The organism is Actinomadura madurae (genome assembly GCF_900115095.1).
Classification (GTDB): domain Bacteria; phylum Actinomycetota; class Actinomycetes; order Streptosporangiales; family Streptosporangiaceae; genus Spirillospora; species Spirillospora madurae.
The window spans coordinates 573,130-591,324 of record NZ_FOVH01000002.1; the positions used below are offsets into that span (position 1 = coordinate 573,130).

Annotated in this window: 13 protein-coding genes; 3 read left to right on the forward strand and 10 right to left on the reverse strand. The window is 75.5% G+C overall.

All coding sequences use genetic code 11. The annotated features are described in order from the left end of the window. Positions 1 to 2: 2 nt before the first annotated feature. Entirely contained in the window at positions 3 to 1,394 is a 1,392-nt protein-coding gene (locus BM339_RS08400) for an amidase (RefSeq protein WP_075020425.1), read from the forward strand. Between the two features lie 75 nt (positions 1,395 to 1,469). Here the strand turns inward: BM339_RS08400 and BM339_RS08405 are convergent, their stop codons facing one another. Beyond that, entirely contained in the window at positions 1,470 to 2,483 is a 1,014-nt protein-coding gene (locus tag BM339_RS08405) for an alcohol dehydrogenase catalytic domain-containing protein (RefSeq protein WP_075020426.1), read from the reverse strand. 128 nt (positions 2,484 to 2,611) lie between these two features. Here BM339_RS08405 and BM339_RS08410 point away from each other — a divergent pair, with 128 nt between their 5' ends. Beyond that, positions 2,612 to 3,307 carry a TetR/AcrR family transcriptional regulator gene (locus BM339_RS08410; protein ID WP_021596186.1) on the forward strand — a complete coding sequence of 232 codons (696 nt, stop codon included), beginning with the start codon at positions 2,612 to 2,614 and terminating at the stop codon, positions 3,305 to 3,307. A 27-nt stretch (positions 3,308 to 3,334) separates the two neighbouring features. Here the strand turns inward: BM339_RS08410 and BM339_RS08415 are convergent, their stop codons facing one another. The 4 genes from BM339_RS08415 to BM339_RS08430 form a co-directional block, all read right to left on the reverse strand. Continuing rightward, positions 3,335 to 3,988 carry a DUF1707 SHOCT-like domain-containing protein gene (locus BM339_RS08415; RefSeq protein WP_021596185.1) on the reverse strand — a complete coding sequence of 218 codons (654 nt, stop codon included), beginning with the start codon at positions 3,986 to 3,988 and terminating at the stop codon, positions 3,335 to 3,337. Between the two features lie 37 nt (positions 3,989 to 4,025). Next, on the reverse strand, positions 4,026 to 6,311 hold the full coding sequence (locus BM339_RS08420; RefSeq protein WP_075020427.1) for an FdhF/YdeP family oxidoreductase: 2,286 nt from the start codon (positions 6,309 to 6,311) through the stop codon (positions 4,026 to 4,028). A 54-nt stretch (positions 6,312 to 6,365) separates the two neighbouring features. Then, on the reverse strand, positions 6,366 to 7,454 hold the full coding sequence (locus BM339_RS08425) for a S1C family serine protease (RefSeq protein WP_075020619.1): 1,089 nt from the start codon (positions 7,452 to 7,454) through the stop codon (positions 6,366 to 6,368). A gap of 87 nt (positions 7,455 to 7,541) precedes the next feature. After that, complete coding sequence (locus BM339_RS08430) at positions 7,542 to 8,522, reverse strand: phosphotriesterase family protein (protein ID WP_075020428.1); 981 nt, start codon at positions 8,520 to 8,522, stop codon at positions 7,542 to 7,544. Between the two features lie 99 nt (positions 8,523 to 8,621). Between BM339_RS08430 and BM339_RS08435 the strand changes: the two genes are divergently transcribed. After that, the gene (locus tag BM339_RS08435; protein ID WP_021596181.1) at positions 8,622 to 9,323 is read left to right on the forward strand and encodes a TetR/AcrR family transcriptional regulator; all 702 of its coding nucleotides are present in this window, start codon (positions 8,622 to 8,624) and stop codon (positions 9,321 to 9,323) included. Here BM339_RS08435 and BM339_RS08440 read toward each other — a convergent pair. The 5 genes from BM339_RS08440 to BM339_RS08460 are packed head-to-tail and all read right to left on the reverse strand — an operon-like array spanning position 9,308 to position 18,180. Next, a complete protein-coding gene (locus BM339_RS08440; RefSeq protein WP_075020429.1) occupies positions 9,308 to 10,210 on the reverse strand; it encodes an LLM class flavin-dependent oxidoreductase in 903 nt (300 codons plus the stop codon). The genes BM339_RS08435 and BM339_RS08440 overlap by 16 nt on opposite strands. A 48-nt stretch (positions 10,211 to 10,258) precedes the next feature. Beyond that, complete coding sequence (locus tag BM339_RS08445) at positions 10,259 to 11,977, reverse strand: TRAFAC clade GTPase domain-containing protein (protein ID WP_075020430.1); 1,719 nt, start codon at positions 11,975 to 11,977, stop codon at positions 10,259 to 10,261. Between the two features lie 4 nt (positions 11,978 to 11,981). Further along, on the reverse strand, positions 11,982 to 14,318 hold the full coding sequence (locus tag BM339_RS49700) for a GAP1-N2 domain-containing protein (RefSeq protein WP_075020431.1): 2,337 nt from the start codon (positions 14,316 to 14,318) through the stop codon (positions 11,982 to 11,984). Positions 14,319 to 14,320: 2 nt separating this feature from the next. Continuing rightward, on the reverse strand, positions 14,321 to 15,523 hold the full coding sequence (locus BM339_RS08455) for a TRAFAC clade GTPase domain-containing protein (RefSeq protein ID WP_256255267.1): 1,203 nt from the start codon (positions 15,521 to 15,523) through the stop codon (positions 14,321 to 14,323). Between the two features lie 35 nt (positions 15,524 to 15,558). Further along, positions 15,559 to 18,180, reverse strand: a complete 2,622-nt coding sequence (locus tag BM339_RS08460) for a SaeA-related protein (RefSeq protein WP_075020433.1) — start codon at positions 18,178 to 18,180, stop codon at positions 15,559 to 15,561. Between the last annotated feature and the right edge of the window lie 15 nt (positions 18,181 to 18,195).

The following is an 18,195-nucleotide window of genomic DNA, read 5'->3' on the forward strand; positions in this document are numbered from 1 at the left end:
CCATGGCCGACGCGGCCGATCTGACCGCGACCGAACTGGTGGAGGCGTACGCGGCCGGGACGCTCTCCCCGGTCGAGGCCGCCGAGGCCGTCCTCGCCCGGATACGGCGGGACGACCCGGAGCTCAACGCGTTCTGCCTGGTCGACGGGGAGACCACGCTCGACATGGCCCGTGAGGCGGCCGGGCGGTGGCGGCGCGGCGCGACCCTCGGGCCGCTGGACGGCGTGCCCGTCTCCATCAAGGACGTCCTGCTCACCCGGGGCTGGCCGACGCTGCGCGGCTCGACGACGATCGACCCGGCGGGCCCCTGGGACGAGGACGCCCCGTCGGTGGCCCGCCTGCGCGAGCAGGGCGCGGTGTTCGTCGGGAAGACGACGACGCCCGAGTTCGCCTGGAAGGGCGTGACCGACAACCCGCTGACCGGCGTCACCCGCAACCCGCGGGACCCGTCCCGCACGCCGGGCGGGTCGTCCGGCGGCGCGGCGGCGGCCGTCGCGGCGGGGATGGCGCCGCTCGCGCTCGGCACCGACGGCGGCGGCTCGGTGCGCATCCCGGCCGCGTTCACCGGCACGTTCACCATCAAGCCGACGTACGGCCGCGTCCCGCACTACCCGGCGAGCCCGTTCGGGACGCTCGCGCACACCGGCCCGATGACCACCACCGTGGCCGACGCCGCCCTGCTCCTGGACGTGATCTGCGGCGCCGACGGCCGCGACTGGTCGTCGCTGCCGCCGCCGGAGGTCCCGTTCACCGAGGCGGGCCCGGACGACCTGACCGGCCTGCGGATCGCCTTCAGCCCCGACCTCGGGTTCGCGCGGGTCGACCCCGAGGTCGCGGCGTCCGTCGCCGCCGCCGCCGAGGTCTTCACCGAGCTGGGCGCGAAGGTGGAGCAGGCCGACCCCGGCTTCGGCGACCCCGTCGAGGAGTTCGAGGTCCTGTGGTTCGCGGGCGCGGCCAAGGTGGTCGAGCACCTTCCGCCGGAGGCGTTCGCACGCCTGGACCCGGGCCTGCGGGAGATCTGCGAGCAGGGCGCGCGGTACTCGGCCGTCGAGTACCTCACCGCCACCGCCCGCCGGATGGAGCTGGGCCGGCTGATGGGCCTGTTCCACGAGCGGTACGACCTGCTGCTCACCCCGACGATGCCGATCGTCGCGTTCGAGGCCGGGCGGGAGGTCCCGCCGGGCTCGCCGTCCCCGCGCTGGACGAGCTGGACCCCGTTCACCTACCCGTTCAACATGACGCAGCAGCCGGCCGCGAGCCTGCCGTGCGGCCTCACCTCCGGCGGCCTGCCGGTCGGCCTCCAGGTCGTCGGCGCCCGGCACGCCGACGCCCTGGTCATGGCCGCGTGCGCCGCCTACGAGAAGGCGCGGCCGTGGCGGGGACGGCGGCCGTAGCGGAGCGTCGGCGGAGTGGAGGTCGCCGGCTCCGCACCGCGGGGGTTCCGGGGGTCGCCCCCGGGAAGGGCACGTTCACGCGAAGGTGATGACGGCGCGGCCCCGGTGGGTGCCCTCGTCCATCGCGGCGAGGACGCGCGGGGCGTCGTCCAGGGTGACGGGCGTCACCTCGGGGACGATGCCGTGCGCCTTCGCGAAGGCGAGCGTGTCGCGCAGGTCGTGCGGTGAGCCGGACGGCACGCCCATCACCCGCAGCCGGTTCGAGACGAGCGCCGCCGGCGGCACGCTCACGTTCTCGGCGCCCATGCCGAGGTAGAGCAGGGTGCCGTCGGGGCGCAGGCCGCCGAAGGCGGCGAGGCCGGTCCCGGTGTCGGGCGCGGTGTTGGCGACCACGTCGGCGCCGCCCCATGCCCGCAGCGCCTCCGCCGGGTCCTGCTCCCGCGTCGCGACGAACACCTCGGCGCCGGCGTCCAGCGCCTCCTTCTCGGCGCGCCGCGACCGGGACACCACGGCGACGCGGGCGCCCATGGCGGCGGCGAACCGGAGCGCCATCGTCCCGACGCCGCCGGTGCCGAGCACGGCGACCTTCGACCCGGCGGCGGTGCCGGCGTGGCGGAGTCCGTTGAACGCGGTGATCCCGGCGCACATCAGCGGCGCGCCGGCGACCGGGTCGAGGCCGTCCGGGAGCGGGGTGACGAACCCGGCGCGGCCCACGAAGTACTCGGCGTAGCCGCCGTCGGTGTTCACGCCGGTGACCCGCTTCGGCGCCCCGGTGCACAGGATCTGGTCACCGCGGACGCACTGGTCGCAGGTTCCGCACGACCCGTGGATCCATCCGGTGCCGACCGGCGTACCGACCTCGGGCCACGTGACGCCGTCGCCCAGCGCGGCGACGACGCCGCTGATCTCGTGCCCGGGGACGGCGGGGAACGTCCCGAACGGGTAGTGGCCCCGCAGGTGGTTGACCTCGGAGAAGCACATCCCGCAGGCGGTGACCCTCACCAGGATCTCGCCGGGGCCCGGCTCGGGCACCTCCCGCTCGACGATCTCCAGCGGCTTGCCCGGCCCGGAAAGCACGGCGCTGCGCATGGCCGCGCCCCCTCTCGTGTCTCGTGACGGCCGTCCGACCGTCTATAGCGTTGGTACGAGAAGGACTATAGTCGCGCTACACGAGTTGTGCATAGCGATGTTCGGAAATTTTCTGTAGCATCGTTGTTGTGACTGCTCGGAAGGACCTCGCCACCCGGGACCGGATCGTCCACGCGGCGGCCCGGCTGCTCACCGAGGCGAACGGCGAGCCCGTCTCGACGCGGGCCGTGTGCACCGCCGCCGGCGTCGGGGCGCCGACGCTCTACCACCACTTCGGCGACAAGCAGGGTCTGTTCGACGCCGTCGCGGCGTACGGGTTCGACGAGTACCTGGCGAGCAAGCGCGCGCAGGGCACCACCGGTGACCCGGTCGACGACCTGCGCCGGGGCTGGGACCTGCACGTCGAGTACGGCGTCACCCACCCGGCGTTCTACACGCTGATGTACGGGACGTCCCGGACCCCCGCCGCGGCGAAGGAGGCGGACGCCATCCTGCTGGGCCTGATCGAGGCCGTCGCGCGGGCGGGCCGCCTCCGCGTCCCCGTGGAGACCGCCGCGCGCGTCATCCACGCCGCGGGGGTCGGGGTCACGCTCACGCTGATCGCGGCACCCGCCGGGGAGGAGGGCGACCGGGAGACGTCGGTCCGGACGCGCGAGGCCGTTCTCGCCGCCGTCACCGTCCCGCCCGACGCGGCCCCCCTCGCCGACGCCGTGGCCCTGAAGGCCGCCGCCCTGAAGGCGGCCCTGGCCGCCGCCCCGCCGCCCGCCCTGAGCGCCTCGGAGACGGCACTGCTCAACGAGTGGCTCGACCGCCTCGCCGGCTGACCCGCTCCGCGTCAGGCGGCGCGGCGCCTACTCGCTTCCGAGCTCCTTCTTCTGCTTCTTCTTCTGCCGGCTGGACTTGCGGCGCTTCACGCCGACGCCGCCCCAGAACGCCAGGCCCTTCACCACCACCGTGGGCGAGCCGGGGACGCCCGGGCCGCTCGCCCGCTGGTCGAAGCCGCCCATGATGCCGAGGCCCTTGACGTGCACGGTGATGTCGTCCGGCACGATGATCTCGAACCCGCCCATGATCGCCAGCGCCCGGATCGTGACCGTGCCCTCGTCGAACCGGGCCTCGCGCAGGTCGATCTTGCCGCCGCCCCAGAACGCGAACGCGCTGAACTTGCGGGGGACGTTCCACACGCCCGAGCGCTGGAACCCGCTCATGACCCCGATGCCGCTCTTCCAGGACGGCGCGCCCTCCACCGGCCGCCAGTCCGCGCCGGACACCGGCGCCGGCGGCGCGGCCGTGCCCGGCGCCGGCAGGTCGCGGGTGAGCGGCTCCAGGTCCGCGTACGTCTTCGCCGCGTACACCGCGTCCAGCCGCTCGTCCAGCTCGGCGAGCGTCAGCCGCCCGTCGCCGGCCGCGTCGCGCAGCACGTGCGCGACGCGCTCGCGGTCGGCGTCGCCGGCCCGCATCTCCGGCGCTCCGGGCGTCCCGGCATGCTCGGGGAGGTTCGTCATGCCCGCAGCCTAAACCAGCGTCCGCGGCGGGACTACATCACCGCGAGGACGCGGGCTCCAGGCGGATGACGACCGATTTGGAGGTGGGCGTGTTGCTGACCTCGGCGGTGCTGTCGAGGGGGACGAGGACGTTGGTCTCCGGGAAGTACGCCGCCGCGCACCCCGGCGCCGTCGGGTAGGCGACGGCGCGGAACGCGGGTGCGCGGCGCTCGGTGCCGTCCGACCACTCCGACACGAGGTCGACGAGCGCGCCGTCGGCGAGGCCCAGGCCGGAGAGGTCGGCGGGGTTGACGAACACGACGCGGCGCCCGGCCTTGACGCCGCGGTAGCGGTCGTCCAGCCCGTAGATCGTGGTGTTGTACTGGTCGTGGCTGCGGACGGTCTGGAGCAGCAGCCGCCCCTCCGGGATCCGGAGGACCTCCAGCTCGTTCACCGTCAGGTTGGCCTTGCCGGTCGCGGTCGGGAACCGCCGCTCGTCGCGGGGCGCGTGGGGGAGCGTGAACCCGCCCGCCTCGCGGATGCGGGCGTTGTAGTCCTCGAACCCGGGGACGACCCGGGAGACGTGGTCGCGGATCACGTCGTAGTCGCGCTCCATCGCGTCCCAGCCGATGCCGGATCCGGGGAGGACGGCCTGGGCGAGCCGGCAGACGATGGACACCTCCGACAGCAGCCGGTCCGACGCCGGGGCGAGGCGGCCGCGCGAGGCGTGCACCATGCCCATCGAGTCCTCGACCGAGACGAACTGCGGCCCCGACCCCTGCTCGTCGCGCTCGGTGCGGCCGAGCGTGGGAAGGATCAACGCCACCTCGCCGGCCACCGCGTGCGACCGGTTGAGCTTGGTGGACACCTGGGCGGTCAGCCGGCAGCTCCGCAGCGCGGCCTCGGTCACGGCGGAGTCGGGGGTGGCGCGGACGAAGTTGCCGCCCATGCCGAGGAAGACCTTCGCCCTGCCGTCCCGCATGGCGCGGATCGCGTCCACCGTGTCGACGCCGTGCTCGCGCGGCGGCTCGAACCCGAACTCGGCGGCCAGGGCGTCCAGGAAGGCGGGCTTCGGCTTCTCCCAGATGCCCATCGTCCGGTCGCCCTGCACGTTGGAGTGGCCGCGCACCGGGCAGACGCCCGCGCCGGGCCGCCCGATGTTGCCGCGCAGCAGCAGGAAGTTGACGATCTCGCGGATCGTCGGCACCGAGTTGCGGTGCTGGGTGAGGCCCATCGCCCAGCAGACGATGATCCGCTTCGCGGCGAGGACGTCGCCGAGCGTCGCGGCGATCTCCCCGCGGGTCAGGCCGGTCGCCTCCAGCACGTCGTCCCAGTCCAGGCCGAGGACGTGCTCGCGGAACGCGTCCACGCCGTGGGCGTGGGCGTCGAGGAACTCGTGGTCGACGGCGTCGGGCGCGTCCGACTCCAGCAGCATCCGGTTGAGCGCCTGGAACAGGGCCAGGTCGCCGTTCAGCCTGATCTGCAGGAACCGGTCGGCGAGCACCGTGCCCTGGCCCGTCACCCCGGACGGCCGCTGCGGGTTCTTGAACCGCATCAGCCCCGCCTCGGGCAGCGGGTTGACGGCGATGATCCGCGCGCCCTCCTTCTTGGCCCGCTCCAGCGCCGACAGCATGCGCGGATGGTTCGTGCCCGGGTTCTGCCCGACGACGAAGATGAGATCGGCCCGGTAGAGGTCGTCCAGCAGCACCGAGCCCTTGCCGATGCCGAGGGTCTCGCTCAGCGCGGACCCCGACGACTCGTGGCACATGTTGCTGCAGTCCGGAAGGTTGTTCGTGCCGAACGCGCGGGCGAAGAGCTGGTAGGCGAACGCGGCCTCGTTGCTCGTCCGGCCGGAGGTGTAGAAGACCGCCTCGTCCGGCGACTCCAGCGCGGTCAGCTCGGCCGCCAGCAGCCGGAACGCCTCGTCCCACGACACCGGCTCGTAGTGCTCGGACCCGGCCCGCTTCACCATCGGCTCGGTCAGCCGCCCCTGCTGCCCGAGCCAGTGGTCGGACCGCTCGGCCAGCTCCCCGACGGTGTGCGCGGCGAAGAACTTTCGGGTGATCCGCCGCGTCGTCGCCTCCTCGGCGACCGCCTTCGCGCCGTTCTCGCAGAACTCGGCGACGTGCCGGTGGTCGCCCTCCGGCCACGCGCAGCCGGGGCAGTCGAACCCCTGCTTCTGGTTGACGCGCAGCAGGGTCAGCGCCGTCCGGCGGACGCCCATCTGCTCGTACGACTGGCGCAGCGCGGCCGTCACCCCGGGCACGCCCGCCGCCCACGCCTTCGGTTTGGAGACCTCCAGACCCGAGTCGTCGAAGTCACCGGCGGGCGCCTTGCGCGTCATAGGGCCACATCCTCATGGTCGTCCGACCGTTCTACTGTCGCACGATAACCCGTCCTACTGCGGCGGGCCTTCCGCCAGGCGGAGGGTCGTCCCCGACCGGCCGCCGTCGCGCGTCGTCCATTCGATGCGGACGACCTCCCCCGGGTGGTGGGACAGCATCAGGGCGGTGAGCGCGGCGGGCGTGTCGACCGCGCTCTCGCCGAGGGTGACGATCGCGGCGCCGACGGGGATCCCCGCCGTCGCGGCGGGTGAGCCGGGCACCAGCTCGGTGACCAGCGCGCCCGGCGAGCCGCCGTTGGAGCGGACCTTGACGCCGAGCATGGCGGTCCTGCCGATGTGCACGGTCGAGGACGCCTCGCCGCGCTGGATCTGCCGGGCGATCTCCAGCGCCCGGTCGGACGGGATGGCGTACCCGCGGTGGTCCTTCTTCCGCTCCGCGCCCTTCACCGAGAACCCGGCGGACGCGGCGGTGTTGATCCCGATGACCTTGCCGGTGGAGTCCAGCAGCGGGCCGCCGGAGTCGCCCGGCTTGATCGGGGCGCTGGTCTCGATCAGGCCGGTCAGCCGCTCGGAGGTCCCGTTGCTGTCGTCGCGCGCGGTGACGGACTGGTCCAGGGCGGTGACCTCGCCGGTGACGACGGTCGGTGTGCCGCCCTTGCCGCCCGCGTTGCCGACGGCGGTCACCGCGTCGCCGACGTGCACCGACGACGCGGAGGCGAACCGGGCGGCCTTCAGCCGGGTCGCGCCGGTCAGGCTGATCACGGCGATGTCGCCCGTCCGGTCGTAGCCGACGACCTGCGCGGTGTAGGTGCGGCGGTTGTCGGTGTCGGTGCCCTTGATCGCGGTGGCGCCCTGGATCACGTGGTTGTTGGTGAGGACGAGGCCGGCCGGGGTGAGCACGATGCCCGTCCCGGCGGCGCGGGTGCCGTTGAGGGTCTGCTCGGTCTCGATGTTGACGACGCCGGGGCGCCGGCCGCTGGGCTTGGCGGGCTTGGTCCTGCTGGGGCCCGCGTCGACGGGCGGCGCGACGTCGTCGGTGCCCTCCTCCATCACCCGGCAGCCCGGGGCGAGGAGGGCCAGCAGCGTGACGAGGAGGATCGGCAGCAGGCCGCGGGCACCGCGCCGCACGGGTCCCTCGCTCACCATGGGCCTCCTCCCGTGCAGGTTCCTCCCATGATTCCCGATTTCGAGGGAATAGTCGCCGGGCCGATCCCCGGGACGCGCGGAGCGTCAGCGGGTGAAGTACCGCCTCGGGTTGCCGACCAGCATCTGGTCGATCTGCGCGTCGGTGACGCCCGCCTCGCGCAGCGCGGGCAGGACGTCGTCGCTGATGTGCCGGTAGTTCCAGTTCGGCTGCATCGCCGGCACCGTCGCCGGGTCCGGGCCGAACCAGTCGATGAAGCAGCTCGCGTCGTGGCTGAGGACGATCCGGTCGGCGTATCCGCGCTCGCACAGCGCCGCGATGGTGGCGACCCGGTCGGCGGTCGGGTTGATGATGTCGAGGCCGAACCGGTCCATGCCGAGGATCGCGCCGGTGTCGGCCAGCTCCATCAGGTAGTCGAGGTCGTTGCTGTCGCCCGCGTGCCCGATGACGAGCCTGGTGAGGTCGACGCCCTCCTTGCCGAGCAGGTCCACGACCGTCCGGCCCGCGTGGACCGAGCTCTCGGTGTGGACGGTGAGCGGCGCGCCCGTCTCGCGGTGCGCCCCGGCGACGGCGCGCAGGATGCGCTCGACGCCCGGCGTGAGGCCGGGGTGGTCCACGGCGCACTTGAGGAAGGCGGCCTTGACCCCGGTCCCGCCGATGCCCTCGGTGAGGTCGCGGATGAAGAGGCCGGTCATCGGGTCCGGGCCCTCGTCCAGCATCGTGCCGGGGCCCCGGTGGTGGAACTGGAAGGGGACGTCGTTGTAGGTGTAGATGCCCGTGGCCACGATGATGCCGAGTTCGGGGACCCGCTCGTTGATGCGCTGGATCCGGGGGATGTAGCGGCCGAGCCCCCACACGGTGGGGTCGGCGATGGTGCCGATGCCCCGCTCCGCCAGCTCGCGGAGCTTGCCGACGGCGTCGGCGACCTTCTCCTCCTCGTCCCACCAGTCGCCGGCGCCGTAGTTGTGGACGTGCTCGCTCCCGAGGACGAAGACGTGCTCGTGCATCAGCGTGGGTCCGAGGCCGGCGACGTCGACGGGGCCGCGGACGGTCTCAACTGCGGGCATCGGCTTTCCCTCTCCCTGCATACCGACTGGTCGGTTTCTGGCAAGCTATGCGCAGGACACATCCGAGTCAACGCCCGCGCGCACCAGGGAGGTGCCCAGGTGACGGAGACGGAACCGACGCCGGTCCCCGAGTCGGCGCCGCCCGAGTCGACCCTGTCCGAGTCCACGGTGCCCGAGTCCACGGTCCCGGTCAGGCAGAGCGCGGTCGAGCGGCGGATCCTGGACGCCGCGCTCCGGCTGTTCGCCGAGCGCGGCTTCGACGGCACGTCCGTCCAGGGCATCGTGGAGGCCGCCGAGGTCACCAAGGGCGCCCTCTACCACTACTTCGACTCCAAGGACGATCTCCTCTACGAGATCTACCACTCGCTGATCGCCCGGCAGCTCGCCGACCTCGGCGCCGTGCTGGCGGAGGGGCCGCCGCCCCGCGAGGCGCTGCACGCGGTGCTGACCGGGCTGGTCCGCAGCACCGCCGAGCACATCGACGAGGCCAAGGTGTTCTCCCGCGAGATGCACCGGCTGGACAGCGCCCGGATGCGGTCGATCCGCGCCGACCGGCGCCGCTACCACGTGACGTTCCGCGGCATCGTCGAGCAAGGCCAGCGGGACGGCGTGTTCGGCACCGCGACGCCCGCCGAGACCGTCACGATCGTCGCGCTCGGCATGGTCAACCAGATGCCCTCCTGGTATCGCGCCGACGGCCCGAAGACCGCCGACCGGCTCGCCGGCGAGGTCGCGGGCTTCGTCCTGGACGCCCTGGACCGGGGCGCCGCCCCCGGCGCGGACGCTCAGCGCCGCGTCTGAAGGGGCAGCGCGGCGTCGCGGACGTCGGCCAGCTCGGCGTCCCAGCCGGCGGGCGGCGCCAGCGGCGTCAGCACGAACTTCGACAGGCCCGCCTCGACGAGCCGCTTCAGGTGCGCCTGCACCCCGTCCAGGTCGGGGACGAGATCGCCCGCCGGCGCCGGACCGGCGACCTGCCGGACGCGCGCCAGCCGCTCCTCGGCCTCCGCCGGCAGCGGCCCGCGCCGGTAGGGGACGATCGCGCCGAAGTGCTCCTCCTCGATCTCGCGTCCCGCGCCCGCCGCCGCCTCCTGGACGATCCGCCGGCCGCGCTCGGCCTCCGCCGGGGTGGTGAACGCGGCGAGCCACCCGTCCGAGAGCCGCCCGGTGCGGCGCAGTTCCGCGTCGGACGTCCCGCCCATCCACACGTCGAAGCCGCGCGCGGCCGGTTTCGGCAGCACGCGCAGCCGCTCGTAGTGGAACCGCGGGCCGTCGTGGGTGACCTCGTCCTCGGCCCAGAACCGGCGCAGCAGCGGCAGCGCCTCCTCGAAGATCGCGGCGCGCTCCTCCCGCCGCACCCCGAACGCCTGCTGCTCGCCCGCGTGCCGCTGCCCGAGCCCGAACGCGGGCAGCAGCCGCCCGCCCGAGACCACGTCCAGCGAGGCCAGCTCCTTGGCGAGGACCGCGGGGGAGCGCCCCGGCAGCGCCATCACGGCGGTGCCGAACTTGATCCGGGACGTCAGCGCCGCCGCGTAGGTCATCGTCACCACGGGGTCCAGCACGGGCCCGGTGACCCGCTCGGTCACCCAGAGGGAGTCGAACCCCTCGCGTTCGAGGCCGCGCGCGAGGGCGGCCAGCGCGTCCGGCCCGAGCGTGGACGCGGCGGGGGCCATGCCGATGCGAATGATCACATCTCGACCGTACGCGGCGTCAGTTCTGTGACACAACCCTGTAGGTGTCTAGAACGGGAAGCGCTCCGCCGCGGCGACGACCGCGCCGGTCACCGTGGCGATGGTGAGGACCGACACCCCCGCGAGGACGGCCCACCGCCCGGCCTGGTAGCCGACGGGCACGCGGCCCGAGCCGCGGCCGCGCACCGGCCAGGGGGCGCGCAGCGGCGCCGTCCCCGGCAGCTCCTGCGGGGCGTCGGTGAGCGGCCGGTCGCCGTTGGACGCCCCGGCCGCGGGCAGCCCGGTCACCCAGCCGAGCAGGTCGGCGACGCCGGCGGGCTCGGTGCCGAGGCCGGACGCGAAGTACCGCACCTGGGCGGCGACCTGGTCGAGGGCGCGGACGGTGTTGCCGAGCCCGACGCGCCCGAGCCATTCGCGCAGGTCGGTGTCGTCCAGGCCGCGGCCGATCCCGGTGCGGGTCAGCAGGTCGGTCTTGGTGACGATCACGGCGACGCGCTTCTGCCGCCCCTGGTCGGGGCGGGAGCGGAGCTCGTTCAGCACCCGCTGCAGGGTGTCGGCGGGGTCCTCCTCCGACGACGCGGCGGCCTCGTCGACGAACGCGCGCTCGTCCCCGGTCAGCGTCCGGCGCAGCTGGGGGAGCGCGAGCGGGTCGACGATGAACAGCAGCGCCTCGCTGTGGTCCAGGTAGCGCAGCGACCTGACCTCCGTGGCGCCGGTGTAGTGCTCCCCGGCGGGGTCGAACAGGTAGAGGATCCGCCGGGCCCGCCCCGGCAGCTCCACGTCCACCATGGTCGCGAGGGGGAGCTCCGGCCCGGTCTTGGCGAGCCGCCCGCCGCGCTCGAACTCGCGGATCGCGCCCGCGTACGCCTGCGCGTGCCGCTGCTCGACGAACGCCAGGCGCCCGTGCACGGCGCGGGCCCGCGCGTGCAGGGCGCGGATGCCGAGGACCATGAACGTCGTCTTCCCCGCGGCCGGGCCGCCGACGAACGGCAGCGGCTCCACGCGGACGCGCCCGATCCGCTCGGGCAGGCGACCGCCGCAGTGCGGGCAGTACGCGGCCAGCCGGAAGCGCCCGAGCGGGACGGTCGTGGGCAGCCGCGCGCCGCAGCGGCACACGTGCCGGAAGGCGCCCCCCGCTCCGGGCGCGAGGTGCGGGTGCCGGGCCCCGCAGCCGGGGCACTCGTACTCGGGCAGGCCGATGCGCTCGTAGCAGAAGGGGTGCGGGCACGTCTGCAGGATGCGCCCGTACATCATGAAGCCGCGCTCCACCGCCGCGAGGACGAGCACGCACCCGAGCCACACGGCGAGGCCGAGCGCGGCGACCAGCCCGTACAGGACGGTCAGCGCCAGCACGAACACCGAGGCGGGCACGGCCGCCGCGGCGATGCCCGCGCACAGCGCCAGCCAGGCGGGGAAGACGAAGAAGCCCCACGGGCCGCCGAGCAGCGTCCGCGTCAGCCTCAGCACGACGCCCCTGGCCGTCCGGTACACCTGCGGGACGACGGTGCGGCTGATCGTCCACCAGTCGCGCCACACCTGGCCGAGCAGGTAGTGCCGGTAGGCGATGTCGGGGGCGGCGACCGGGGACGGGCCGTCCAGCGTGGACGGCGCGAGCGTCCGGCACGCGTGCAGGTAGTAGAGGCCGAGCGCGGCCGCCCCGGCGACGACCAGCGTCGCGGCGAACAGAATGGGGAACAGGTACATGAACCCCAGCCACATGGCGGCCAGCCACACGACGATCAGCAGCAGCACGATCACGGGGTGCACGCGCTCACGCCCCCTCTGCCCGCAGGGTGCGCAGCTCCTCGCGCAGGCCGGGCGAGCCCGCGAGATGGGAGTCGATCTGCCGGGCCGCCAGCCACCCGGCGGACGCCGCGGCGGCCCACCGCTCCAGGCCCGGCTCGCGGGCGCCGCCGCGCCGCATCCGCAGCACGACCTCGACCAGGTCGTTGCGCTCCGCGACCTCGGAGGGGCGCAGCGGGCTGCGTCCCGCGCGGGCCCGTTCGCCCAGGCCGGTGATCCAGCGTTCCCCCACGCGGGCGCGGGCGGCCTCGGGGAGGGCGGCGAGGAGGGCGGACCGGAAATGCGGCGGGCGTGCGGTCAGGCTCCGCACGGCGCCGGCGAACGCGCCGTCCGCCACCCGGGCGGTCGCCTCTCCCGGGTCGGCGAGGACGGCGAGCGCCCGCGCGGCCTGCTCGCCCCGCCCGGCCGCGAGCGCCTCCGCGTACGCCTGGACCACCGCCGCGTCCCGCGCGGCGGCGCCGTCCGGGAGCAGTTCCCGCACCCGGGCGGCGAGGCGGAGCGCGGGGAGCTCGCCGAGCTCGGTGCCGGGGTGGTGGGCGAGCTCCCCGAACGTCCGGGACGGGAGGCCGGCGAGCGCCCGGGACGAGGCGAACTCCGCCGCATGGGCTTCGAGGAGACGCAGGCATTCACCCGCCGTGGGCGGTCCTGCCCACACCTCCGCGAGCGCGGGTTCGATCCTGGAGGGCGGCGCTCCGGCGGTCAGCAGCACGCGGGTGACCGCGATCCGGCGGTCCGGACGCCGCCGCCCGACCGAGGCGAGGACGGGGATCGCGACGTCCGGTTCGGATCCGAGTCCCCCGGCGTGGTCGTACAGCAGGTCGCAGACGTCCGGGTCATGGAGGTCGCCGGGGCCGTCGGCGGCGGCCCGGCGCGCGAGGCCGGTGACCACCCCCTCCATCAGCGGGCCCCGCAGCGCCCCCGGGCAGGCGTCGATCGCGGTCTTCAGCTCGGGGCCCGCGCAGGGCACGGCGTTCGCCGCGGCGCGGGTCACCTCGGCGGGGGCGACGCGGACGCCGGTCAGCGCGGCGACCGCCGCCACGCCCGCGATCTCGGGCAGCGTGCCGGCCGCCGCGAGCGCGGACGTCACGGGCGACTCCTCGCCGGGCGTCTCGCCCGCGACCTCCACGAGGTCGTCCGGCAGCAGGTGGCGCAGCGCCGGCTCTCTCAGGGCCAGCTCCGTGAAACGCCATGCGCACCGCCGCGCGAGGAGTACGTCCCGGGTGCGCCGCGCCCGGTCGTGGAAGGCCAGCAGCAGGGACATCCGCAGGACCGGGACACTGGGGGCCAGCTCCTCCCACAGCCACTCCGGGACGTCGTCCGGGCGCCGGGACAGCAGCACCGCCGCGGCGTCCTCCTCGGCGGCCGTGAGCCCCTCGTACCGGCGGCCGAGCGCCACCAGGGCCGCGGCCCGCTCCAGCGCCGCCGGCCCGCCCTCGTCCGGGTCGAGAAGGGCCAGTTCGCCCAGGCAGTCGAGGCCCGCGAAGTCGGCGCGCCGCCAGCAGGCGGCGACGATGCGGCCGAAGAGGGACGGCTCCGTACCGAACTCGCCGAAGCCGTACTCGACGTTGACGGCGGACGTGTCCCTGGCCTGGGTGCGCGTGGCGGACCAGACCCCGGTGGTCGTGCCCACCAGGCTCTGCGCCGCGGCGTCCGGGTCGGCGGAGTAGGTGGTGAAGGTCAGCCGCGCCGCCGTGTCCACCGGCAGCGAATAGGTGATCAGCGCGATCCAGCGGGCGATCGTCTCGACATGGTCCGCGATGAGGACGAGGCGGCCGTGCCCCTGCTCCAGGACCTTCACGGCGGCGTCGATGAGAAGGGCGAGCGTGCGGTGCGGAGCGTCCGGGCCGGACGAGGCGAGCCAGCGGGCCAGCGCCTCGGGGGCCAGCGTGTCGTCCGGAGTCAGCTCCTCCAGCTCCGCGAGCCGGTCGTCCTGCGCGGGCCCGGGCGCCCACAGCGGGGCGTGCCAGAGCTCGGCGGGCCGCAGGCCCTCCAGCTCGGCGGGCTCGGCGACGACCGCGTGGGCGAAGAAGTTGCCGTAGCGGCCCGAGTAGTCGCGGCCCAGGTAGCGGCAGCGCAGCAGCAGCGGCCGGCCGTCCACCCGGTCGTACAGGAACGCGACGGGGAACCTGTCGAGCTCGGCGTCGCGGGGGGCCGGCGGCGCGTCCGGCGGCGGGCGGTACGACAGATGGGGCGTCACCCCGGCCCGCACCCCGTCCGGCAGGCCGGGCGTCTCGGCGACGAACTGGAACCCGGCCCGCCCCGTCGGTCCCCGCCGGGCGGAGGTGTAGTGCAGCTGCCACGCCACGGCTACCCGCCTCCGGGACGGACGCCGTCGAGCATCCCGAACCGGTGCAGGAGCCACAGCAGCGGATCCTCGGCCCGGTACGGGCGGACGCCGCCCGCGCCGACCCGTCCCTCCTCCGGGACGCCGCCGAGCGCCGACAGCCCGAACAGCGCGTGGTCGGCGTACTGCTGCCCGAGGTAGGTGTCCAGCTGCCCGGCCTGCCAGTCGTGCAGCAGCGCGCGGACCTGCTCGTGCACCGCGTCCCTGTCGTCCAGGTCGAGGACGCCCTGCCCGGACCGCGACCGGTGCAGCGCCGACTGCGCCAGCAGCGCCGGCCGCAGCACGTCGATCTTGGTGAGCGCGACCGCCACCGGGACGGGCAGCGGCTCGCCCGGCCGGGTGCCGCGCCGCTGCCGGAGCGTCTCGGTGACGCGGGCGATGATGTTCAGCGGCTCGCTGCCCGGGTCCTCGCCGGCCGCGGGCGGCCCGGGGACGGTGTCGCGGACCTGCGTCCGCGCGCCCGGCAGCTCCAGCGGGTCGACCAGGAAGATGATCGCGTCGGCGGCCTCCAGGTACCGCAGGTGCAGGTCGGTGGCCTCCCGGCTGCGCAGGTCCTCGCCCGCGGTGTCGAACAGCACGAGCGCCAGCGAGTCGTTGCGCGGGCGGGAGAAGCGCCCCCGCCGCGTCCTGGTGAGCAGGTACACCAGCGGCTCGCGCGGCCCGGTCGCGGCGCTCGCCGTCGTCGGCAGCAGCCGCCGCTCCTCCAGCAGCGGCCGGGCGAAGTCGCGCTTGTACCGCTCGATCGTCCGGTCGTCGCACGCGACGAGCGAGGCGTCCAGCTCCGTCCCGACCCGGTTCATCAGCTCGTGCAGCAGGACGGCGATGTAGGTGCTCTTGCCGGCGTTCTTCGCGCCGACGAGCGCGACGATCCGGCCGGGGGAGTCGCAGTACGCGGCCGGGAGCGGGTTGTGGCATTCCGGGCAGGCCCGGTTCCCCGTCGGCACCCCGCACTCCGGGCAGCCGGCCCGGCCCTTGCGCCCGGACGCGGCGAACACCGGCGGCAGCGACGCGCCCGCGGTGGACCCGGTGTACTCGGCCAGCTTCTCGTCGAGGACGGGCGCGCACCCCTGCCGCCGCCCGGCCCGCCCGCGGCACCGGAACAGGATGCGCTGCGGCGCGACCGACGCGAAGCAGTACGGGCAGGTGATGCCCTGCCTGGACGGCACGCCGGGGATCCCCGCCCGGGCCAGCGGTCCCGCCATCATCGGACCCGCAGCCGGCGGACGGGCGGATCGCTCAGCTCGACGACGTCGTCGTCGGCGAAGCAGCGCAGCCAGTAGGGCGCGCGCGCGTCCGGCGCGTCCAGCGACAGCTCGCCCGGCACGGGCACCTGCTCCCACACGCCGAGCGTCTCGCCGTCGGCGGCGCGGTGCGGCATCACCTTCCCGGTGCGCAGGACCAGCGACAGCCGCGCCACCCGCAGCGGGTGGGGCGAGGTGAGCCGGACCGTCAGGGTCTTCCGCCATGGCGGCCCCGACCGCAGCACGTCGTACCGGACGATGGTGCGCGCGGCGACCTCCGCCATCACCGGCGGGCCGGTCACCCGGGCGCCGCCCACGGTCCCGGCCGCCGCGACCGACAGCTCGACCGGCTCGTCCTCGGGCACCGCGAGCCGCACCCCGCCCTGGGTGTCGTAGGCGGCGCGGGTCACGGCCTCGCTGGAGGGCGGACCCGCGCCGTGCCGGGGCCCGCCGCCGATCCGGTAGACGACGTCGACCTCGGCGACGTCGGGCGGCCAGTCGAACCCGACGTGCACGTAGGCGCCGCGCCGCTCGGCGACCAGCCGGCGCGGCGGCGGCAGGTTCACGTGCCGGTGGTGGGCGCCGATGGCGGCGGTGCCCTCCGCCACGGTCACCGCGAGCAGCCACCCGCCCCTCCCGGGCCGGACCGCCAGTCCGCCGGATGCCGGCGTGCCCGCGAGCCGGCGCGTCTCCCGCCGCACCTCCTCCAGGGGGACGAGCGCGCTGCGCGGCCACGGCGGCGGGCCGTCCGACAGCACCAGCTCGACCGTCCCGTGGCCGGGCGGGTCGAAGCGGGCCCGCACCAGTCCGGGGTCGGAGGGATCGGTCTCGGCGCTCAGCTCGTACACGGGCTCGGGCGGCGCGCTGGGGGTGGCCGACGCCCGCACGCCGTCCGTCGTGACCTCCCGCCCGGACGGGTCGAGGTAGACGGCGCAGATCCGGTAGTGGTGGGTCCGCCCGTTCGGGACGCGCTCCCGGAACCCGTCCCGGCCGGCCGCGACGGCCTGCCCATCGCGGACGACGACGACCCGCGCCGCCTCCGCCGGGCACCGCCAGCGCCCCGTCACCTGCCCGTCCCCGGGCAGCAGCTCGACCTCGGCGGGCTCCGGCCGCACGGTCAGCGGCCCGGCCACGGCGGGAGGGGCGGCGGCGTCTCCGCGCATCGCGAACACCGCGTAGCACACGGGCGCGTTCACCGGCGGCCGCTCGTCGAGCGCCCCGCCGATCGCGTCCCCGTCCCGGACGTCGCGCGGGGCCCGCCCCGTCCGCCGCACGACGTGGTAGAGCACCTCGCCCGCGGTGGACGGCGACCGCTCCCACGACAGCCGCACCGACGCGCGGCCGTCACCGCCCGTGCCGGGGTCGATGTCGGCGTGCAGGGCGGGGACGGGACGTGGCGGGAGGCGGCGCCGGTGCGCCTCGGCACCGGGAAGGTCGCGGACGAGGCGGAGCGCGTCGGACAGGAGGCGGAACGCGCGGTCGGGGTCGGCCTCGGCGGTGGCGGCCTCGCGGAGGCGCAGCGCGGTGTCGAGGCGGTGCCGGGCCTCGGCGGCGAGGACCTCCTCCTCCGGGGGCTCGGTGCCGGGTGCCGGGTGCGGCACCTGCGCGGCGTCGGCCAGCTCGGACGCGGCGTACACGTCGCCGGCGTCCAGCAGGGCGCGGAGCCGTCCCGCGAGGCCGCCGCCCGGCCCGGTCTCGCGGACGACGGCGAACACCAGGCGGCGCGCGTCGCCCTGCTCGACGCCGAGGTCCTCGACCGCGTACTGGAGCAGGGCGCGCTCGGACGCCCGCTGCCGCAGCCGCTCGCGGAGCCGGTCGGCCACGTCGAACAGCAGCAGGTCCGCCGGCTCGGCCCCCGACCGCAGCGCCGCCAGGATCGTGTCGGCGTGCGTGGTGCTGGTGTCGCGGCTGCGGCGCGCCCACTCGGCGCCGGCCGCCGCCACCGCGTCCTTGTCCAGGCGCAGGGTCCCGCCGGGCTCGGCGAAGCCGTCCAGCAGCCGGATCGGGCCGGTCAGCCGCGTCCCGAACACGAAGTCGGCGAGGTGCCGCCTGCCGAGGACGTCGAGCGACTCCTGCACCTTGCGGAACGCCGGGTAGGGCGCGGCGGTCGGCAGCGGGTCCGGGTCGCGGATCTCGATGCGGTCGGCGGCGGCCAGCTCGGCCAGCTCGGCGCGGGTGACGCCCGCGGTGCGGGCGATGGCCTCCAGCTCGGCGGGCGCCGCCATCCGCAGCGCCCCGGCCGCGTCGGCGAGCCGGGCGCGGGCCCGGCCGCGGCGCCGCTCGCCGCGCTCCCGGCCGCCGCGCAGCCGCGCCTCCAGCGGCCGCAGGTCGCCGCGCTCGGCGGCGGAGAACAGCGGGGCCAGCTCGCGGTGCTCGGCCTCCAGCCGGTCGATCAGCTTGCGGTACTTCAGCTGCCCGCGCGCCCGCCGCCAGCACTGCCGGACCTGCTTCACCCGCGCCGCGACGTCTTCCCCGGTGAGCTCGTGGAGCGCGTAGCGGACGCGCAGGTCCTCGGGGGGCTGGTCGCCCGCGGCCCGCGCGGGCTCCAGCACCTCCCGCCGGTAGTCGTCGTCGAACGCCACGGGCGCCTCCAGGGG